We start from the raw sequence: 18,320 nt of genomic DNA, 5'->3' as shown, positions 1-18,320 counted from the left end.
AGTGGAAGTTTTCGATACCTACGCCTTTGCTTCCGATATTATACTAAGTGCCAAATGCCTATTTAAAATCAATTAAAATTACTTGTAGTAGACAACAAACCGTCGTTCGCTCCTAAAACGGCTGCACGAAGCCAGCCAATTCTATTTACATAATGTTTTTCTAATTGATGATGTATATTAAAAGTTTAAAACAAGTCCTGCACCCAAATTTTTAGGCTCAAGAACAGGATATATTAATGTTATATTTTTTGATTCTTTCTTGTTAAACAGCTTATTGACAGTGGGAAATAACCAATAAGCTAATTCAGTACTTAAAATACCAAATCCTGCTCCTGCCACTACATCTCCTACCCAGTGTTTATTATTTAATGTCCTGTAAATCCCTGTAAAAATGGCAACGGGATAACCGCTAATAGCCAGCCAAAAATTTTTATCCTTATATTCTCTGAATAAAAATTGTGCCGAAGAAAAAGCTGCTGCCGTATGGCCGGAAGGAAAAGAGAAGTTATTGGATCCATCAGGACGCTCTTCTTTTACCAAATGTTTTAAAGGTAATACGAAGGCGGCGGAAATAAGCTGAGAGGTTCCATAAATAATCGTCCTTTCTTTCAAATTATGTTTTCCTTTTATTCCTGCAAGATTATATCCATATACCATTACGACCGGTAAATATTGTGTATAATTATCCAGCTTGATATGTTTTGGTTGATGTTCGCCAATTTCATATTGAAGTAGATCTATTCAGGTTTTTAAGGTCATCGGAACTTAAACTCACAATACCGTAGGCAATAAAAACCGTTGGGACAATCAGTTTTTTATAAGTGGGTTTATAAACCTTGTCATCATACCTTCCGAAATTCGGATCTTTTAGTTTAATTGAATCATATGTAACCTGCCCAAAACAAATGTTTGAACAGGTTAAAGTGATTAGGATCATGGTTAATAATCTCATAATCTATCATTTAAATCTTAAGTTTAACGAAATGATATCAGACTTCATACCCACAGATTTTGTATAATGCCCATATCTGATTTCCAGCATATTGAGCCGTTCGATACCAAATAAACCGTTCTTTGGACTGAATCGGATTCCTGCTCCGTAAAAATGACTGTCGAACTTTGAAAGATCATAATTGCTTGTGTAAAAATCATCAAAAGCCGTGTGCTCCTGATAAGGTGCAAAATATTTTGCCGCGGTCTGAGAATAATACCTGTAAAATGGACTCACCGAAACAAAGGGAGAAATTTTCACCGGAGTTTCCAGACTGAATGTATTTGATTTTAATCCCCAATCATCAGTATAATAGCGGTAATATGCTCTCAGAATTATTTTATCACCCAGAAAATAATTAGCTCTTACTCCCAAAGGTATTTTAAAACGTTTATCAGGCAACGCTTCCTGATGAACAGAATTGTCCGTAAAATAAACTCTGTGAAAAGGTAAACTCAAATATCCCGTCTGCTGAATCCCGTCTGCCAAAAGCTCCACCTGGAAATTCTGATTGATAATTTGTGAATACGAAAGTGATAGCGCAAAAGTATTTCTGCCGCTCGTGCCTTCATTATCAGCAGTTCGCAATTCTATAGGAGCAATCAATTTTACCTGATCCAGATAAGCCTGGAATTTTGCTGTAAATTCTCCCATTTTGTTGGCTGTTTTTTGAGCAAAACCAATATTTGCACCATAAGACTGGTAATCGAATTCACTTGAGAATGAAACGCCTGCCATCAACGTGCTGCCTTTTGTTTCGTTTTCGCGACTCCAGCTTAATGCGGGATAAATTCTGTTATCTGCACGGGAAGCTGATGAATTGGCTTTCAGATCAATCATATCGGAAGATGCCGATGTATAATGATCGATCCCGACACTGAAGTTGAATTTATTTTTTCTGTCTTTTTTATCATATTTCACCATTGTAACATCAATGGTATTGGAAATATCTGTAAGTTTTTCAGAACCTATTCCTCCTGTTACTGCCGAATTGTTTCCGTCCTGTTTGTAATAGCTGGAAACCAGATTCGCTTCATCAAAAGTCAGTTTTTTCGGCTGTTCGCTGCTTGTATTTTCCTGCGCTTTTACATTAAAGATTCCGAAAAGAGCAACGATGCTTATTATCAATTTTTTCATTTAAATTTAAATTAAATATTATAATTACTATTTAATTGCATCCGCAACCGCCGCCCACTTTTCCTGCGTTTGCTCCCGAGGAAACCTTCTCTGTAAGACTGGAAGCTCAATTCTGTTTTTTCTATTGTTCTGTTTCCAAGAACCATTTCGGCATCGTTTAATTTGTTTTTTTCGTATTCTTTTACGGTTGTACAGGATTGTACTGAAGCAATTGTTACTAAAAAGCAAATTGCTGTTGTTATTTTTATGAAATTTTTCATTTGAATTAAGTTTGTTTTTTATTTAAAATGGAATCTTCGATTTCATTTTAGATTAATGTTTTGAGATGAATAAATTTTGTCATGATCATCGATAATGATGCATTCCAGATGGTTGATCTGATTCACCATATTGAGGGCAGAATCAATTCCCATAATACTTACGGGAGTTGCCATTGCATCGGCAATTTCTGCGTTCGGGCAAAAAATGGTAACACTTTTTACACCCGAAACCGGCATTCCGGTTTTAGGATTGATCGTATGAGAATATTTTTTACCGTTGATGACAACAAACTTTTCATAATTTCCTGAAGTTGCAATGGCCATATCTGTGATATTCATATAAGAAAATGGCTGTTTTGCATTTTCCGGATCGGCAATTCCGATAGTCCAGGGTTTTCCGTCAGCCTGATTTCCCCAAGTTGTCAGGTCACCGGAAGCATTTACAATTCCCGATATAACACCTTTTTTTTGGAGAAGTCTTTTTGCCATTTCTGCTGCATACCCTTTTCCGATTCCTCCAAACCCGATTCTCATTCCTTTTTCTTTCAGAAATACGGTCTGGTCTTCGCGATTTAATAGAATATTTTTATAATTGACTAATTTTAAATGCTCTTTAATCAATTCAGGATTAGGAAGCTGTTTCATTTCCCGGTCGAAATTCCAAAAACTTTTATCGATTCCACCATAAGAAATGTCAAAATATCCGTCTGTGATATTGCTAATTCTCAAACTTCTTTCAATTAAATCAAAAACCTCCAGATCAACTTTTACAGGTTGTATTCCTGCATTTTGATTGATGAGGTTGGTCTGACTTTCTTCATTGAACGTCGTCAGTAATTTTTCAATTCTCCGGATTTCGTCAACGGCAGCGTCGATATGATGTTGCGCAGTCTTTTCGTCATTGTTGACAACGGTAATTTCAAAAGCATTCCCCATTAATTTCTGGGGTCTTTTGAATTCTCTTAGCATAACTCTCTTACTGTTTTTGATTGTCTTTGATATCTCTGATCTCGTTGCTGAAAGCCAAAGCGTTTTCAGAAGGAAGACCTTCCCAGCTTTTCAGTACTTTTCCTTCGGAATTCAATAAAAGGGTATAAGGAAACAGTCCTTTTGAATTATATTGGTCCGCAAGTGAAGCATTTTCTTTTTTCAGTTCTGTGGAAAGTTGATTTTTCCTGTTTCTCGGAAAATCTGCGTTGATGTAGACAATTATATTTTCTGTTTCCAGCTTTTTGAAATCTTCTGTTTCGATAATGTTTTTATGAAGCTTAATGCACGGAATGCACCAGTCGGAACCGGAAAAATTGAGCAAAATAAGCTCTTTATTTTCTGTAGCCTGTTTTTTGGCATTATCCATACGGTTCTGAGCCTGAATGCCAATTGAAAAAACTGCCATTATCAAGGCTAAAATTATTGTTTTCATTATTTAAAATTTTATAATGATTTTTTTATTTTTATTATGTAATAGGAATATTAATAAAGCTGAAAAATGAACTTTATTATAGAAGTTTTAATTTGATTATATAAATAATCAAGTTAAAATAAAATTTAGCTCTGAAAATATCTTGGCGGCTCCCATACTGAATTTATAAAACCTTTAAAGCAAAAGTTTTCGTCATAGGAAGGTATTTTGTGAGAGCGGATCTGTTTGAAACTGTCATTTTTAATTTCAAAACGAAATCCCTGTTCAATAGTAAAAAACAGTGCAAGAGGTGCCGAATGAATAATAAAAGGTAATTTTTGATCTTTACCATAATCTCCGTCTTTCAACGGATGATCGTAGTGTGTTTTCAGAAATGAAGTGAGAGACATTTCCGGATTCAAAGCTTTGTGTTCACAATAATGCTCGATCAAATCAGGAATTTTCAAAAGCTGATACAGTTCGGTTGTGGAAACCAAATACAAAGATAAGAGCAATATTGAAATCAACTTTTTCACTTAATCAAAATTATGAAATGTTTTGGTTAGAATGATTTTAAATTATGAGCAGTCAATTATTTAACTTCCCTCTTTGTTTCATTTACCCACTTTTTTACTTCGAATCGATCAGACAGCGAAAGTTTTGCCTTCTGATGAATGGCTGTGTAAGAAGTAAGCGGCATTTCTCCGTCTTTGACAGTTTCAATAATCTCATCAAGTTTTTTAAGCTTCTCTTCCTGGCTGTAAGAATTGAACTCGTCAAAATTCAAATGTCTTTTTCCGGAATTCACATGATCAGACAACCACCATTTCAATGGTTGTATATTACTGTACCAGGGATAGAAAGTGTTATTGGAATGACAGTCATAGCAGCTCGTTTTCAAAATGGTTTGAACTGTTATAGGTATTTTATAATAATTTCCGATAGCATTGACAGATCCGCTCTGGCTGATATTTTTTTAACACCAATAAACTGAATACCGATAAACAGTAACAACAGTACGGTTAAAATATTTTTTATGGTGAAAAATGACTTCTTCATTATTTTATTTTTTTGAATTTATTTTTTTATAACTTAAGCGGAATTATTCCTCTTCACTTGCCTAATTTTACTTTTACATTATAGAAAACATAAGGTGATTGGCTCCAGCCAAATCACAGCAGAATAGAGACCAATACAAACGTGTTGAACCGTAAAAAAACGGAAATGACTAACAATATTTAGGAGGTCGCCATATAGAATTTAAAGCACCTTTATCATAAAAGGATACATCATAGGAATAAATTTTCTCATGATGATCTGTTATTGACTGCTTTTTAACCTCAAAAGTGATGTCAGGATTTATAGTTTCTATAAAGACAGGAATCTTCAGCAACTGATATAACTCAGTTGTCGGAACCAAATAAAAGGAAAGTAATATTATGGAAATGAACTTTCTCACAACACAAAATTAGATTTTTTCCTTTTTAGAATGATTATAAAATAATGCAACTTTCAGCACTACTTCAGAAAACCACTTCCTTATCTTTTACTAAAATGTTTACCGGTATTTGCAACTCCGTTTGAATTTTTACCCTTAATGCTTCTTGCGCTGAGGGTTCACCGTGAACCAACATGATCTGTTGAGGAGCATCTTTAAATTTCCCTATCCATTCCATCAGTTCAGATTGATCAGCATGGGCAGACAATCCCGTCAATTCAACAATATTTGCTTTTACAGGATAGTATCTTCCGTGAATTTTCAACTCATGAGATTCGTTAAGTAATGCTCTTCCACGAGTACCTTCTGCCTGAAAACCAACAATTAATACGGTATTCCGGCTGTTTCCGACATCATGTTTTAAATATTCAAGAACACGACCTCCTGTCATCATCCCACTGCCTGCAATTATTATTTTACTATGCTTGTCATGAACGATTTCTTCAGTATTCGTATATTCTCTATTGATATTCATCTGTTCAATAATTTCCAGCCATTTTTCTTTATTAACAGTTGTGTATTGAGCGTATTCAACCATAATGTCAGTGGCCGAAGCAGCCATTGGGCTATCCATAATTACAGGAAGATTGTAAGGGATTCTGTTCTGTTCCTTGAGCTGATAAAGAATATAAATAAGCTCCTGTGCTCTGCCCACCGCAAAACTGGGAATAATTATATTACCATGGTTCTTAACAGTGAGATTGATCCATTGTTCCAATTTATCATACAAATTGGCTGCATCATGAAGTCTGTCTCCGTAAGTAGATTCCATTACTATAAAATCTGCTTTGGTGAAAAAATCAGGAGGAGGTAAAATTGCACTGTGAGTCCGTCCGATATCACCTGAAAAAACAATAGTTTTTCCAAAACATACAATTTCTAAAGAGCAAGCCCCAATGATATGTCCGCAAGGCTTGAATCTGAACTGGATATGATCACTTAATTTGACATTATGATTCTCTTTAACAGTGAAAAATTGTTTAAAAGATCTTTCAGCATCATTTATCGTGTACAACGGTTTTGCGGGATTATGCTTAGTATAATGGTGAAAATTTGCTTTCTTCGCGTCCTCTTCCTGCAGTTTTGCACTATCAAGTAAAATCAATTTTGCCAATTCTTTGGTAGGTTCAGTTATATAAATTTTACCTTTAAACCCGTTTTTTACAAGAAGAGGAATATATCCACAATGATCAAGATGGGCATGGGTAAGAATGACAATATCTATTTCAGCAACATTGACATTTAACGATTCCCAGTTTTGTTCACGCAAAGATTTAATGCCCTGAAATAACCCACAATCTACTAATATATTAAGTTCAGGCGTTTTTAGTAAATGCTTGGATCCGGTAACTGTTTCAGCTCCTCCAAGAGATTTTAGAATGATAGTGTCCATTGTTTTTATTTTTATAAATCTGTTGCACACTTAGTTTACTCAGGCTTTGACACTTGAATAATCTCCTAAAATGCGTAACAGGTTTTATGAATTAATACTGAAAAATTTTAGCGTATTTTGATCTCTTTTACTTCTTTTTTATCCAGATTAGTTTTATTAATAGTAATATTTAATAATCCCCCTTTATAATTGGCTTTTATGTGGCCTAATGTAATATTGTCAGGTAAACGGAAACTGCGGGCAAATGAGGAAGCTGAAAATTCTTTTCTTACATAATTTTCTTTTTCTTCTTTTTTCTCTGCACTGGTTTCAGCACTGATGATCAGTGCTCCGTCTTCAACAGCTACTTTGAAATCCTTTTTCTTGAATCCCGGAGCCGAAACTTTTAGCTTATAAATACCATTTTTGTCAATAATATTAACAGTAGGTTCAGCTTTAACCGACTGATTAACAATATTATCATTCTTCCAAAAATCTTCTACCAGAGATTCTAATGATTGAGATTGATTTGCTGGATTGGTTTTTTCTAAAGTTTTCATAAAAAATTATTTTAAGGTTTATACTCCAAAGGTATAATGGAAATAATTTTTAAATCATGACTATCGTTGCGTTTTGAAATGATACTAATCACTTTTTTCCCAGGCATCGAGGATTTCAATTATTGAGGAAATAGCTAATTTTGAGTCTGGAACGGTAATGTATTTCAATCCGGAATCCTGAATTATTGATACATCCATGGTAACCTGTTCCTGGAATCTGAATATAAAATATTTGATCCCATAGAATATAAGTTTCAAAATAAGGTTATTTGAAACCGGGGTTTCCTGATCAATGATTATGACAGTGTCTTTTGCTTCTGCAAAATGGACTGTAGCTTCACTTAAAGGATCTACTATAATCGTAATTTTATGTTTTTTACGATTAGCTAAAGCCAGAAGCTTTTTATCTTCTTGGCTGATATTATAAACTATGACTTTCATACTGTCTGTTCAATCTTCAAATGTATTGAACTGCATAGAACTTACAAATGCATGAAATCATTATAAAAAGTGATACAGATTAGTTTTTAAGCTTTTGAAGTCTTAAAACATCGAGTATGGTAATCTTCCCGGCACTTCTGTCTATTAAATTTTCTTCGTTAAAATCACTGAGAATTCTGCTTACCGTTTCAATAGCCATTCCAGCCATAGAAGCAAGATTTTCTCTAGAAATTTCAAAATTGTCGGTGTGAGGATGTTTTGCACGGAGTTTAAGTAAGACCTCTGCCATTCTTTTTCTCACAGAAAAATAGGCAAGTTGCAATAACTGCTCTTCATGGGTAATAACATTTTGTGCAAGAATTTTGATGAATTTTTCTGCTACATCAGGATATTTATAAAACAATTGATCGATAACTTGTCTGGGAACTGAACATAAGGTCGCATCCTCCAATACTTCAGCTGTCTCTTTATATTCTTTTCCTGCAAATAATGACGTGATTCCAAAATATTCTTCCAGGCTGTAGACTCCTGTCATAAGTTCTTTTCCATCTTCCGTCATTTTTGTTGTTTTCACTGAGCCTGATATAATAAGATAAACAGCATTTGCAGTATCGCCTTCATAGTATATAATCTGCTTCTTTTTAAAGAACTTCACTTTTCGTTCATCAAAGGCTTTCTTTAATTCATCAAGACCATGTGAACCATGAAATAAATTTGTCATTTGAGTAAGAATATTACTGTAAAGACTTTTCTGACGTTCTTTCTTTTTCAATCGGCTTTCAATAGCACTGAGGAGTTCTATATCATCAAAAGGCTTGGTAAGATAGTCATCTGCACCCATTTCTATTCCTTTTCGGACTTCTACCCGTTCCGTTTTTGCCGTTATAAAAATAAAAGGAATAAGCGCAGTATCCTCTCTTTTGCTTAAAAGATGTAAAACCCCATACCCGTCAAGTTCCGGCATCATAATATCACATAATATCACATCCGGGATATGTTTAATAGCCAGATCTACTCCTTGCCTACCATTAGAAGCCTGAAATACTTCATAATTGGCAAGTTGAAGGATCTCCGAAGTACTTTCGCGGATATCGTCATTATCTTCGATAATCAATATGCATGTTTTTTCCATTGGAACTAAATTGGAGTTTTATTAATTATTTTTTCTGAAATGATAAAATAAATTCGGTGCCCTCACCTGATTTACTTTCAAAATGGATTCTACCATCCATGAGATTTACATACCGTTGCACAATATTGAGTCCTAATCCTGTTCCTGGAATATTGCCTATATTGTGTGCTCTGAAAAATGGCTGAAAAAGACCAGATTGGTCTTCTTCAGGTATTCCTATTCCATTATCTTTTACTGAAAGCACAAATCTATCTTCATTTATTTCTGTAGAGAATTCAATCAACGTATGTTCTCCTGAATATTTTATAGCATTACTTATTAAATTCATTAAACAATTCCTTAATAAATTTTGATCCAGATTTACATCATTTTCTGATCCTGTATGCTGATAAATAATAATTTGATCTTCTTTGGTGATAAGCTGCATTTCTTCCGTAAGTTCTTCTGAAAACTTCATGATATCAAATACGTCATAATTAGGAGAAACAATACCGGCCTCCAGCTTTTCCAATGAAAGAAAATCATTAAGAATACCGTTCAGACTACCAATTGCCGTTTTAATTTTATGGAGATGTTTTAATATTTGGATATTGTCGGAAGTATGAAGATATTTCTCTATCAAAATAACCGATAACTGCATGGAACTTAAAGGAGTACGAAATTCGTGCGATGCCATTGAAACAAAACGGCTTTTCATCCGATTGAGTTGTTTCTCCTTTTCCAAGGCCATACTAGCCTCTTCTTTTGCTTTTTCCAATTCATGAAGCATTTTTTTTAAGGATTTTGTTCTGTTCTCTACCAATTCTTCCAGCTCGGCGGCGTATTTTTTAAGAGATTCTTCTGCTTCTTTTTCTTTTGAAAGATCATGGATAAAACCTGTATAGATCACCCTATCCTGATATTGCACTTCGCTTACAGCAAGCCTGAAAGGAAATTGTGTACCATCTTTTCTTAGTCCCCTAACTTCCCTTCCTTTTCCAATGATTTTCTTTTCTCCAGTATCCTGATAATGAATAAGATAACCATCATGCCTGCTTTTATCAGGCTCTGGCATCAGTACTGAAATATTTTTGCCTGTTAATTCTTCTACTTTATACCCAAATATTTTTAGTGCAGAGGGATTCATACTTTCTATTCTCCCTCTGTTATCAATGGTTATAATACCATCAATAGCAGTTTCAATAATGGCTTGTAATAATTTGGCACTTTCCATAATCCATATATTAAATCATCATATAAAGTTATGCGTTTTAATATAAAAAATAGTATGTGAATGTAAAAAAAATGTTAAAACAACAAATTAATATTAATTATTCTCAATAAAAAAGAATAAAAAAATTGAAATCTAAAATATTAAAAAAACAGATGATCAGTTTCCGGAATGATCAATAGTGGAATTTCTAACTCTGCAGCCTGTCTTGCAGCATGACTGCTTTTAGTAAATCTTTCGAGAAAACTCCTGTGGTCATGTCCCATTGCCAAGATATCAATGTCTTTATTTTTCAGGATATCTAAACCGTAATCTATATTTTCGCTGTAAATACAGTTATAACAAACTTTACCATCAAGAGCCTTTAAAAAGACTTCTTTTTTATGTTCATAAGAAGTATCCTGAATCACATCATTATTGCTCTGAATAATGTGAGTAATTAAAAGTTCGGCATCAAAATATTGGGCAAACTTAATCAAAGATTGAGCAATTTTTATATCTTTTTTGTTCAGATCTGTTGCAAAAGCGATCTTTTTTATTTCCTTATATTTATGGTTTTGAGGAATTAATAAGAGCGGATATTGTGTATTTTCAATCATTTTAAGACTGTTGCTTCCAAAAATAAAACGGGCAAGCATTCCGGCTCCCTGCATCCCCATTACAATGAGCAATGTTTTATTATTGGCTGCTGTATTATTTATTAACTGCACAACATCACCTCCCTCGCAAGAATAGTATATCGACGGATGATAAGGAAAAGCTTCATCTCCCCATAAAGTTTTCTCTTTATCTTCAAGCACTTTTACCAGTTTTTTCATCTCCTTACTGTTTTCATCCTGTAAAGCCGGATATTCATATAAAGCCCACGCGGTCTGCCCAAGCATAGGACTTTCAATGGGCAGGCCAAAAGCATAGCATAAATGAATATTGGATTTCAAGGCATTAGCAAGATGAAGTGCATACAATGCAGCATTTTTTGCCGGCTTTGAATAGTCTGTAGGTACTACAATCGTTCTCATAATTTTATTATTTATTTTGGTTAAATTTATTTTCGAGTGAATCATCAAAATGGTAAATGTCTTTATAGAGTACAGGTTTTCCATCTTTTATTAAGCAAGTCAGATAAGTAATGATAATAGGAACCGGCTGCTTCAAAACAAAATCTTTTCTTTGGTAATCAGCCATTGCATTTTCTAAAATGGAAATCTTATTTCCAGAGCCATCATTTTCTAAAAGGAGAGATGCGAGTTCTTTAGCATTTTCAACACGAATGCATCCATGACTGAAAGCCCTTTCATCTTTATTAAACAATTGTTTCTGAGAAGTATCATGGAGATATACTCCATAAGAGTTTTCAAATCTAAAAACCACTGCTCCTAATGCATTATCACAACCAGATGATTGTCTGACACTATATCGATGAGGATTTTGACGGATCTCTTTTAATTTTGACGAAGTTATTTCGACTTCATTACCTTGTTTATCGTAAACTGAATAAGGATGATCTGTTAAATAACTTTTGTTTTTTAAAATTTTTGGAAGCATTTCTTTTACGAAAATACTTTGGGGAACTTTCCAGTCCGGGGCTGTTGTAAAATAATTAATTTTGCTTTCCAGAACCGGAGTTTTGGTGGTCGGTTTTCCTATAATAACTTTAAAATCAGATACAATTTCTTTTTGATGAAATTCTAATGCGTAAGAAGGAATATTTATTAAAATATACGGGATACTTTGGTTATTAATCCATCTGAGACGTTCCATATTAATGATGATTTTCTGTATTTCCGTTTGGGGCGCTATACAGTCATTTTCTGCATAAAGGGTATTCAAATAATTCTGAAAGTCTGTATATGCTTTGATTTTAGGCTGAACATCAACAATCATCTTAAGAAAATCTGCATGCTGTCTTGCATATAACAAGACATTCTCTGAGCGAAATCCATTAATATCATTTATATCAATATAGGATGAGCTGTAGGAAGGATTATATTTTCCAAAATGAAGATTATTAATGAAAGTAATAAGAGCATCGGTCATCAAAATATCAAACATTGCCTTTTCTTTTTGAGTCGTTTCTGTGGGCGTGTCTCTCAATTTTTTTAATTTCTGAAGAGAAATAACATCCCAATGATAATCAGATAAAGACAGTCCGAATCGGTAGGAATACTCCAGCAACAACATTGCTATTTCTGGCTGATCTGATTTCTGTGCAGGGTGTATCCAGGCATATTCAGAATTATTCCTGACATAAAACTGAGTGACCGATTGGGGGTAATTCAATTTCGAGAGAGTAACATTATCTTTAAGTGAAGAAGCAATCTCATTAGTCATTTTCAAATCCTGAGCCCGTGTGATCATTGCACAGCAAAGAATAATTGTGAAGGTTAAAAAAGCTTTCATAATCTGAAATTTATACCACAAATTTCCAAATTACCTTACTGTCAAATAATGACTGCCATCACTAAAAATAATGATACAGCTATAAATTAATTTAAGTTTCATCAAGGCTTCTCCGAACACTTAAAATAAAGAGATCAATGTAAATCAGTTCTGTAACCAACGGTTGATTTAGCTCTTGTAGAAGGTTGAACTGATGAACTGACCAACATCATTTTTTCCCGTGATGCATGTCATATTATTTCCAATGCTGTTTCAAGACCTTTGATATGAATTAAAATAAAACATTTCATGAAAAAATCACACTATCATAAGATGATCCTTTTTACAGTATTTGTATTTACAGTGCTTCTCAATTCCTGCAGCTCCACCCATATAGCAAGCAGTTGGCGGGACCCAGATACACAGATCCATCCTACAGATTGGAAAAAAGTACTGGTGATGGCACTATTAAGAAATGAAACCAACCGAAGAAGTGCTGAAGATGAAATGATGAAATATCTTGATGGAAAAGGTATTACCTCTTACAGTTATCTGGATGAAAGTTTTAACAGAAAGAATGAACAGGCTTTACGGAGTAAAATAAAAAAAGACGGTTTTGATGCTGCTATAACGATGCGTCTGATTGATGTAGATAAAGAAAAGGTATATACTCCCCAGCAATATTATATGTACCCCATGTATTATAATGATTTCATCACCTATTATTACAGAAACTGGATGTATTACAATATTCCCGGCAATTATACCATCACCAAAAAATTCATTATTGAAACTATAATTTATTCTATTAAAGATGATAAAATAATATGGTCAGGAATTACAGAAACGTATGATCCGAAGGGAGTAAAAAGACTAACGAACGAAATTGCCCGTACCCTTCGTAATAAAATGCAGCAGGAGGGATTTATTGAAAAATAATCAATACTAAATAAATAATAACACGCCATGATCAATGTAAAAAAAGAAGGTATCATCCTGGAAAAGACCAACCATGGATTTGAAAGCTTGGGTGTTCTAAATCCAACCATTCTAAGTGAAAACCACTCAGCTCATCTATTTTACAGGGCGGTGAGCAAAGACAATTATTCAAGCATTGGTTATTGTCAGTTAAAAACACCATTAACGGTTGAAAACCGGATGGAAATCCCTATTCTTTATCCACAATATGATTATGAAAAAGAAGGTATAGAAGATCCACGGATTGTAAAAATTGATGATGTATATTATTTGACCTACACTGCTTATGATGGTATCAATGCATTAGGGGCATTAGCTACATCAAAAGATTTGGTGACATGGGAGAAAAGAGGACTTATCGTACCACAATATTCCTATGAAGAGTTTAAACATTTAGCAGAGTCAAGAGGCGAATTAAATGAAAAATACTTTCGTTTCAACGGAAAATATATTGTTCCTAAAAAAAAGGGTAAAAAGATACTGATCTGGGATAAAAATGTAATATTATTTCCAAGGCGTATTAACGGGAAACTATATTTTTTACATCGTATAAAACCAGACATTCAGATTGTTGGTGTTACGGATTTAAGTGAGCTAACCCATAATTTTTGGGATAACTTTCTCTTAATGTTTAGCGATCACTTACTTATTTCATCAAAATATGACCATGAAGTAAGCTATGTGGGAGGTGGATGCCCTCCCATTGAAACAGAAAAAGGCTGGCTATTGATCTATCATGGAGTTCATGATACCGCTGCTGGCTATGTATATTGTGTTTGTGCAGCATTATTAGATTTAGAAGATCCTACCCGCGAAATTGCCCGTTTACCCTACCCATTATTTAAGCCTGAATACAATTACGAGCTGTATGGAAAAGTTAATAACGTTTGTTTTCCCACTGGAACATTGGTTCGTGAAGACACATTATATATCTATTATGGAGCAGCGGACGAACATATTGCCTGCGCCTCTATGTCTCTTTCGGAATTACTAAAAGAACTAATAAATTATAAAAATTCGCAACATGAAAATAAGATTAAATAGAAGCGAGAGACTGCTTGAACAAAATTCCCCACAATTTTTGCTGGAGAAAAAAATACCGCAGCTTTTAATGATCACTACTTTTCCACCCAGGGAATGTGGTATTGCAACCTATACTCAGGATTTAATTCAAGCCATTAACAACAAATTCTCAGAATCCTTTGATATTAAAATATGTGCATTGGAAAATGGAAAGCATGATTATGATGAGAATGTCGATTATATATTAGAAACACAAAACCCTCATTCTTATTACAGATTAATCCGTGATATTACAGCCTCCGATCGAATGGAGTTAGTTGTTCTGCAGCACGAGTTCGGTTTATTTAGAGGCAATGAAAAAGAATTACTAATGCTCCTGCAATCTATACAGAAAACTTCTGTAGTGGTATTCCATACCGTTTTGCCCAAACCGGACAGGGAAACACAACAATATATTCAGAGCATCGCTGAGATTACAGATATGATAATCGTAATGACTCAGGCTGCCAAAAAAATATTAGAGGATGATTATCTGATCATAAAAGAAAAAATTACGGTGATACCACACGGCACACACTTAGTACAGTATATTGATAAAAAAGTTTTAAAAGAAAAATATGATTACCTGAACAGAAAAGTACTTTCAACTTTTGGTTTGCTGAGTTCAGGTAAAGGTATCGAAGCAACACTAAAAGCTTTGCCTTCTATCATTTTGCAACATCCTGAAACCTTATTTCTGATTATAGGAAAAACTCATCCGTGTGTTGTACAGCAGGAAGGTGAAAAATACAGACAAAACTTAGAATTATTAATCGAAGAATTACAGTTATCCGGAAATGTAGCTTTTGTTAATGAATATTTGGCTCTTGATACTTTACTGGAATATCTGCAGATGACAGACATTTATCTGTTTACCTCCAAAGATCTCAATCAGGCGGTAAGCGGCACATTTTCCTATGCTATCAGCTGTGGTTGCCCTATTATATCCACCCCTATTCCACATGCTCTGGAAGTATTGGAAAAAGGAGCAGGTACTATCATCGGTTTTAATGATTCCCTGCAACTCGCCAAACAGGTAATTAACTTATTGGATGATGAATTATTAAGAAATAAGATTGCATTAAACGGTTTACATCAAATGGCTCCAACGGCTTGGGAAAATTCTGCAATAGCTCATGTTCAGCTGTTTAAAAATATTTCAAATTCCAATTTAAATATTCAATACAAAATGCCGGAAATCAACCTGAATCATTTGAAAAATATGACCACTGATTTTGGGATTCTTCAATTTTCAATTATAAATCGTCCGGATGAAGAGTCGGGATATACGCTGGATGATAATGCAAGAGCTTTAATAGCAATGTGCCAATATTACAGGATCTATAAAAGAAAAGATGATTTGAATTACATCAATATCTACTTTTATTTCATACTATTTACTTTTCAGGAAGAAGGCTCTTTTTTAAATTATGTTGATGTTAAAAAACAATTTACCGACCAAAACGGTACTTGTAATCTTGAAGATTCTTTTGGCAGAGCGATATGGGCATTGGGATACCTAATTTCGATACAAGAGATCATCCCTTCAGAATTAATTATTAAAGCAAAGAAACTGTTTTATAAAGTTATTTTGCAAGCCGAATACGTTCACTCGACTAGGGCAATGGCATTTATTATTAAGGGATTATATTTTGCGAATACTAAAAATGATAATCCGTTAAATATTCAACTTATAGAACAACTTGCCGACCGTTTAGTTCAGATGTATAGACATGAAACTGATGATCAATGGCAGTGGTATGAAAGTTATCTCACATACGCCAATAGTGTGCTTCCTGAGGCGATGCTTTTTGCCTGGTTAACATCCCGTAAACCAATATATCGATCAGTTGCTTTGGATTCATTTGATTTTCTACTGTCAAAAATATTTTCTCAGGATGCGATTAAAGTAATCTCTAATAAAGGTTGGATGCATAATGGCCAGGAAATTAATACGGACCATATAGGTGGAGAGCAACCCATTGATGTAGCCTATACCATTCTAGCGTTAAACGAATTTTACAACAATTTCAAAATTGAAGACTACAAGGATAAAATGTTCACTGCTTTTGACTGGTTTTTAGGAAATAATCATTTGAACCAGATAATTTATAATCCCTGCACCGGAGGATGTTATGATGGTCTGGAAGAAAGCTCTATCAATTTAAACCAGGGGGCTGAATCCACCATCAGCTACTTAATGGCAAGACTGACAATGGAAAAAAACACTAAATCAGCAGAAAAACCAGGACAAAACACACAAGATAAAAAAATACATTTCTTAAAACCAATCTGAAATGATAGAGCTTTCTGTGCTCTTACTAAGGAATCAATAACTTGAATTTCAAATCAATTACAATAAATTTTTAATTAACAATCTTAACATTTTTATTAACCAAAAAAATTAAAATGAAAGCAAACACGAAATTACAAAGAGAGGTTCAGGATGCCATTGCATGGGAACCTTTATTGCACGCAGCAGAAATTGGTATCACCGTACAAGATGGTATCGTTTCCTTAACCGGAATCGTTGACAGCTATGCAAAAAAGACAGAAGCAGAAAGTGCAGCAAAAAAAGTTGCGGGAGTAAAAGCTTTAGTTGAAAATATTGAAGTGAAATTTCCAAGCTCATGGGTCAAATCTGACGCCGAAGTCGCAAAAGAAGTATTAGACGCATTTAAATCAAATTATTCTATTCCCGATGACAAAATAATGGTAAAAGTTGAGGATGGTTGGGTTACTTTAGAAGGTGAATTACCTTGGCATTACCAAAAAGAAGAGGTAGAAAGGGTAGTAAAATATCTTATCGGTGTAAAGGGCTTGATCAACAAAATTAAAGTCAAATCAGAATTAGACGATGCAATACAAAAAAAAGATATTGAAGACGCACTGAAAAGAAGCTCAATTTATGATAGTGATATTAAAGTATCCGTTTTAGGAACTACAGTAACTTTAACAGGAACTACAAATTCATTGTATCAAAAAGAAGAGGCTGGACGTATTGCGTGGAAAACCCGTGGTATCTGGAATGTGAAAAATGAATTGGAAGTTGACTACGAATACGCATTTTAATAATGCCTGATCAACTTCTGACCTGTGGAAGATAATATCGTCTTTCACAGGTTTTATATCATTCATGCTGCATCATTTTTAAAATTAAAATCATTCTACCAATCTGAAATCATGAAAAAATTAAAAATAAAGTAACCATTATAATCGGCGGATTGGAAGCATTGGAAAAATTACAGGTAAAATATTTTTAGAAGAGGGAGCAAAAGTAATGCTGGCCGATATCAATCAATTCATTACAGTCTAATAAAAACGTTAAAAATCAATTAATTATGAAAATTCAAATTGGAATTACAGACAATCACCGACAGGCAGTTGCTGATGTACTAATAAAAATACTGGCAGATGAAAACGTTTTATATATGAAAACGAAAAATGCCCAATGGAATGTTGAAGGGGCTGACTATTATGACAAACAGATTTTTTTTGAAACTCAATGCAAACAATTGGATAAAATCATAAACAGTACTGCAGAAAGAATCCGCTCTATTGGGCATCTCGTACCGGCAACTTTACACTCGCATCTTGACTTAACCCATCTTACAGAACAAGAAGGAAAGATAAACAATAGCCAGACTTTAATTACAGAATTGTTGAAAGATCATGAAAGTCTTATCATTAAACTTCGTGAGCATGTCATGTGCTGTACAGATGATTTCCATGACATAGCAACGGGGCATTTTATAATTCGCCTCATAGAAACACATCAAAAAATGGCCTGGTTTTTACGTTCTTATTTATTATGATAAATTAAGAATTAAAAAATGTAGCCACTGTTGAGATATCTAATTTTTAATAAAAAACATAATACCATGAAAGCATCGGCCGC

The 18,320-nt window shown here is 34.0% G+C and carries 20 protein-coding genes and 1 pseudogene; 5 read left to right on the top strand and 16 right to left on the bottom strand.

Features of this window, described 5'->3' with window-relative positions:
* Positions 1-80: 80 nt before the first annotated feature.
* The 16 genes and pseudogenes from J3D55_RS11100 to J3D55_RS11025 form a co-directional block, all read right to left on the bottom strand.
* A pseudogene (locus J3D55_RS11100) lies at positions 81-176 on the bottom strand (VIT1/CCC1 transporter family protein); the annotation flags it as partial.
* Between the two features lies 1 nt (position 177).
* Positions 178-657 carry a phosphatase PAP2 family protein gene (locus J3D55_RS11095; protein ID WP_259131079.1) on the bottom strand — a complete coding sequence of 160 codons (480 nt, stop codon included), beginning with the start codon at positions 655-657 and terminating at the stop codon, positions 178-180.
* A 64-nt stretch (positions 658-721) separates the two neighbouring features.
* A complete protein-coding gene (locus J3D55_RS11090; protein ID WP_259131077.1) occupies positions 722-952 on the bottom strand; it encodes a hypothetical protein in 231 nt (76 codons plus the stop codon).
* Between the two features lie 6 nt (positions 953-958).
* Entirely contained in the window at positions 959-2,128 is a 1,170-nt protein-coding gene (locus J3D55_RS11085; RefSeq protein ID WP_259131076.1) for a DUF3570 domain-containing protein, read from the bottom strand.
* Between the two features lie 11 nt (positions 2,129-2,139).
* Positions 2,140-2,388: a DUF4266 domain-containing protein gene (locus J3D55_RS11080; protein WP_445432966.1), complete on the bottom strand. Its 249-nt coding sequence runs from the start codon at positions 2,386-2,388 to the stop codon at positions 2,140-2,142.
* Positions 2,389-2,430: 42 nt separating this feature from the next.
* Entirely contained in the window at positions 2,431-3,357 is a 927-nt protein-coding gene (locus tag J3D55_RS11075) for an FAD:protein FMN transferase (protein ID WP_259131074.1), read from the bottom strand.
* A 7-nt stretch (positions 3,358-3,364) separates the two neighbouring features.
* Positions 3,365-3,811: a thioredoxin family protein gene (locus J3D55_RS11070; protein WP_259131073.1), complete on the bottom strand. Its 447-nt coding sequence runs from the start codon at positions 3,809-3,811 to the stop codon at positions 3,365-3,367.
* Positions 3,812-3,936: 125 nt separating this feature from the next.
* Positions 3,937-4,326 carry a hypothetical protein gene (locus J3D55_RS11065; protein WP_259131071.1) on the bottom strand — a complete coding sequence of 130 codons (390 nt, stop codon included), beginning with the start codon at positions 4,324-4,326 and terminating at the stop codon, positions 3,937-3,939.
* A 56-nt stretch (positions 4,327-4,382) separates the two neighbouring features.
* On the bottom strand, positions 4,383-4,691 hold the full coding sequence (locus J3D55_RS11060) for a heme-binding domain-containing protein (protein WP_259131070.1): 309 nt from the start codon (positions 4,689-4,691) through the stop codon (positions 4,383-4,385).
* Between the two features lie 622 nt (positions 4,692-5,313).
* On the bottom strand, positions 5,314-6,681 hold the full coding sequence (locus J3D55_RS11055) for an MBL fold metallo-hydrolase RNA specificity domain-containing protein (RefSeq protein ID WP_259131069.1): 1,368 nt from the start codon (positions 6,679-6,681) through the stop codon (positions 5,314-5,316).
* Between the two features lie 107 nt (positions 6,682-6,788).
* Entirely contained in the window at positions 6,789-7,220 is a 432-nt protein-coding gene (locus J3D55_RS11050; RefSeq protein ID WP_259131067.1) for an Hsp20/alpha crystallin family protein, read from the bottom strand.
* Positions 7,221-7,304: 84 nt separating this feature from the next.
* Positions 7,305-7,661, bottom strand: a complete 357-nt coding sequence (locus J3D55_RS11045) for a Rossmann-fold NAD(P)-binding domain-containing protein (RefSeq protein WP_259131066.1) — start codon at positions 7,659-7,661, stop codon at positions 7,305-7,307.
* A gap of 79 nt (positions 7,662-7,740) precedes the next feature.
* Positions 7,741-8,793: a response regulator gene (locus tag J3D55_RS11040; protein WP_259131064.1), complete on the bottom strand. Its 1,053-nt coding sequence runs from the start codon at positions 8,791-8,793 to the stop codon at positions 7,741-7,743.
* 25 nt (positions 8,794-8,818) lie between these two features.
* Positions 8,819-10,006, bottom strand: coding sequence for a PAS domain-containing sensor histidine kinase (locus J3D55_RS11035; protein WP_259131063.1), 1,188 nt, complete (start codon positions 10,004-10,006; stop codon positions 8,819-8,821).
* A gap of 140 nt (positions 10,007-10,146) precedes the next feature.
* The gene (locus J3D55_RS11030) at positions 10,147-11,022 is read right to left on the bottom strand and encodes a universal stress protein (RefSeq protein WP_259131061.1); all 876 of its coding nucleotides are present in this window, start codon (positions 11,020-11,022) and stop codon (positions 10,147-10,149) included.
* Between the two features lie 7 nt (positions 11,023-11,029).
* Positions 11,030-12,403, bottom strand: a complete 1,374-nt coding sequence (locus tag J3D55_RS11025; RefSeq protein ID WP_259131060.1) for a L,D-transpeptidase family protein — start codon at positions 12,401-12,403, stop codon at positions 11,030-11,032.
* Positions 12,404-12,841: 438 nt separating this feature from the next.
* Between J3D55_RS11025 and J3D55_RS11020 the strand changes: the two genes are divergently transcribed.
* The 5 genes from J3D55_RS11020 (at position 12,842) to J3D55_RS11000 (ending at position 18,237) form a co-directional block, all read left to right on the top strand.
* The gene (locus tag J3D55_RS11020) at positions 12,842-13,321 is read left to right on the top strand and encodes a hypothetical protein (RefSeq protein ID WP_259131059.1); all 480 of its coding nucleotides are present in this window, start codon (positions 12,842-12,844) and stop codon (positions 13,319-13,321) included.
* Positions 13,322-13,348: 27 nt separating this feature from the next.
* Complete coding sequence (locus J3D55_RS11015) at positions 13,349-14,404, top strand: glycoside hydrolase family 130 protein (protein WP_259131058.1); 1,056 nt, start codon at positions 13,349-13,351, stop codon at positions 14,402-14,404.
* Positions 14,385-16,718 carry a glycosyltransferase gene (locus J3D55_RS11010; protein WP_259131057.1) on the top strand — a complete coding sequence of 778 codons (2,334 nt, stop codon included), beginning with the start codon at positions 14,385-14,387 and terminating at the stop codon, positions 16,716-16,718. The genes J3D55_RS11015 and J3D55_RS11010 overlap by 20 nt, the downstream gene beginning before the upstream one ends.
* A 113-nt stretch (positions 16,719-16,831) precedes the next feature.
* Positions 16,832-17,494, top strand: a complete 663-nt coding sequence (locus J3D55_RS11005; protein ID WP_259131055.1) for a BON domain-containing protein — start codon at positions 16,832-16,834, stop codon at positions 17,492-17,494.
* Between the two features lie 269 nt (positions 17,495-17,763).
* On the top strand, positions 17,764-18,237 hold the full coding sequence (locus J3D55_RS11000; RefSeq protein WP_259131053.1) for a Dps family protein: 474 nt from the start codon (positions 17,764-17,766) through the stop codon (positions 18,235-18,237).
* The last annotated feature ends 83 nt before the right edge of the window (positions 18,238-18,320 follow it).

It is taken from the genome of Chryseobacterium ginsenosidimutans, assembly GCF_024807225.1.
In the GTDB taxonomy this organism is placed as follows: domain Bacteria; phylum Bacteroidota; class Bacteroidia; order Flavobacteriales; family Weeksellaceae; genus Chryseobacterium; species Chryseobacterium ginsenosidimutans.
The sequence above is the reverse complement of the archived record's forward strand: the minus strand, read 5'-3'. Positions and strand labels throughout refer to the sequence as shown.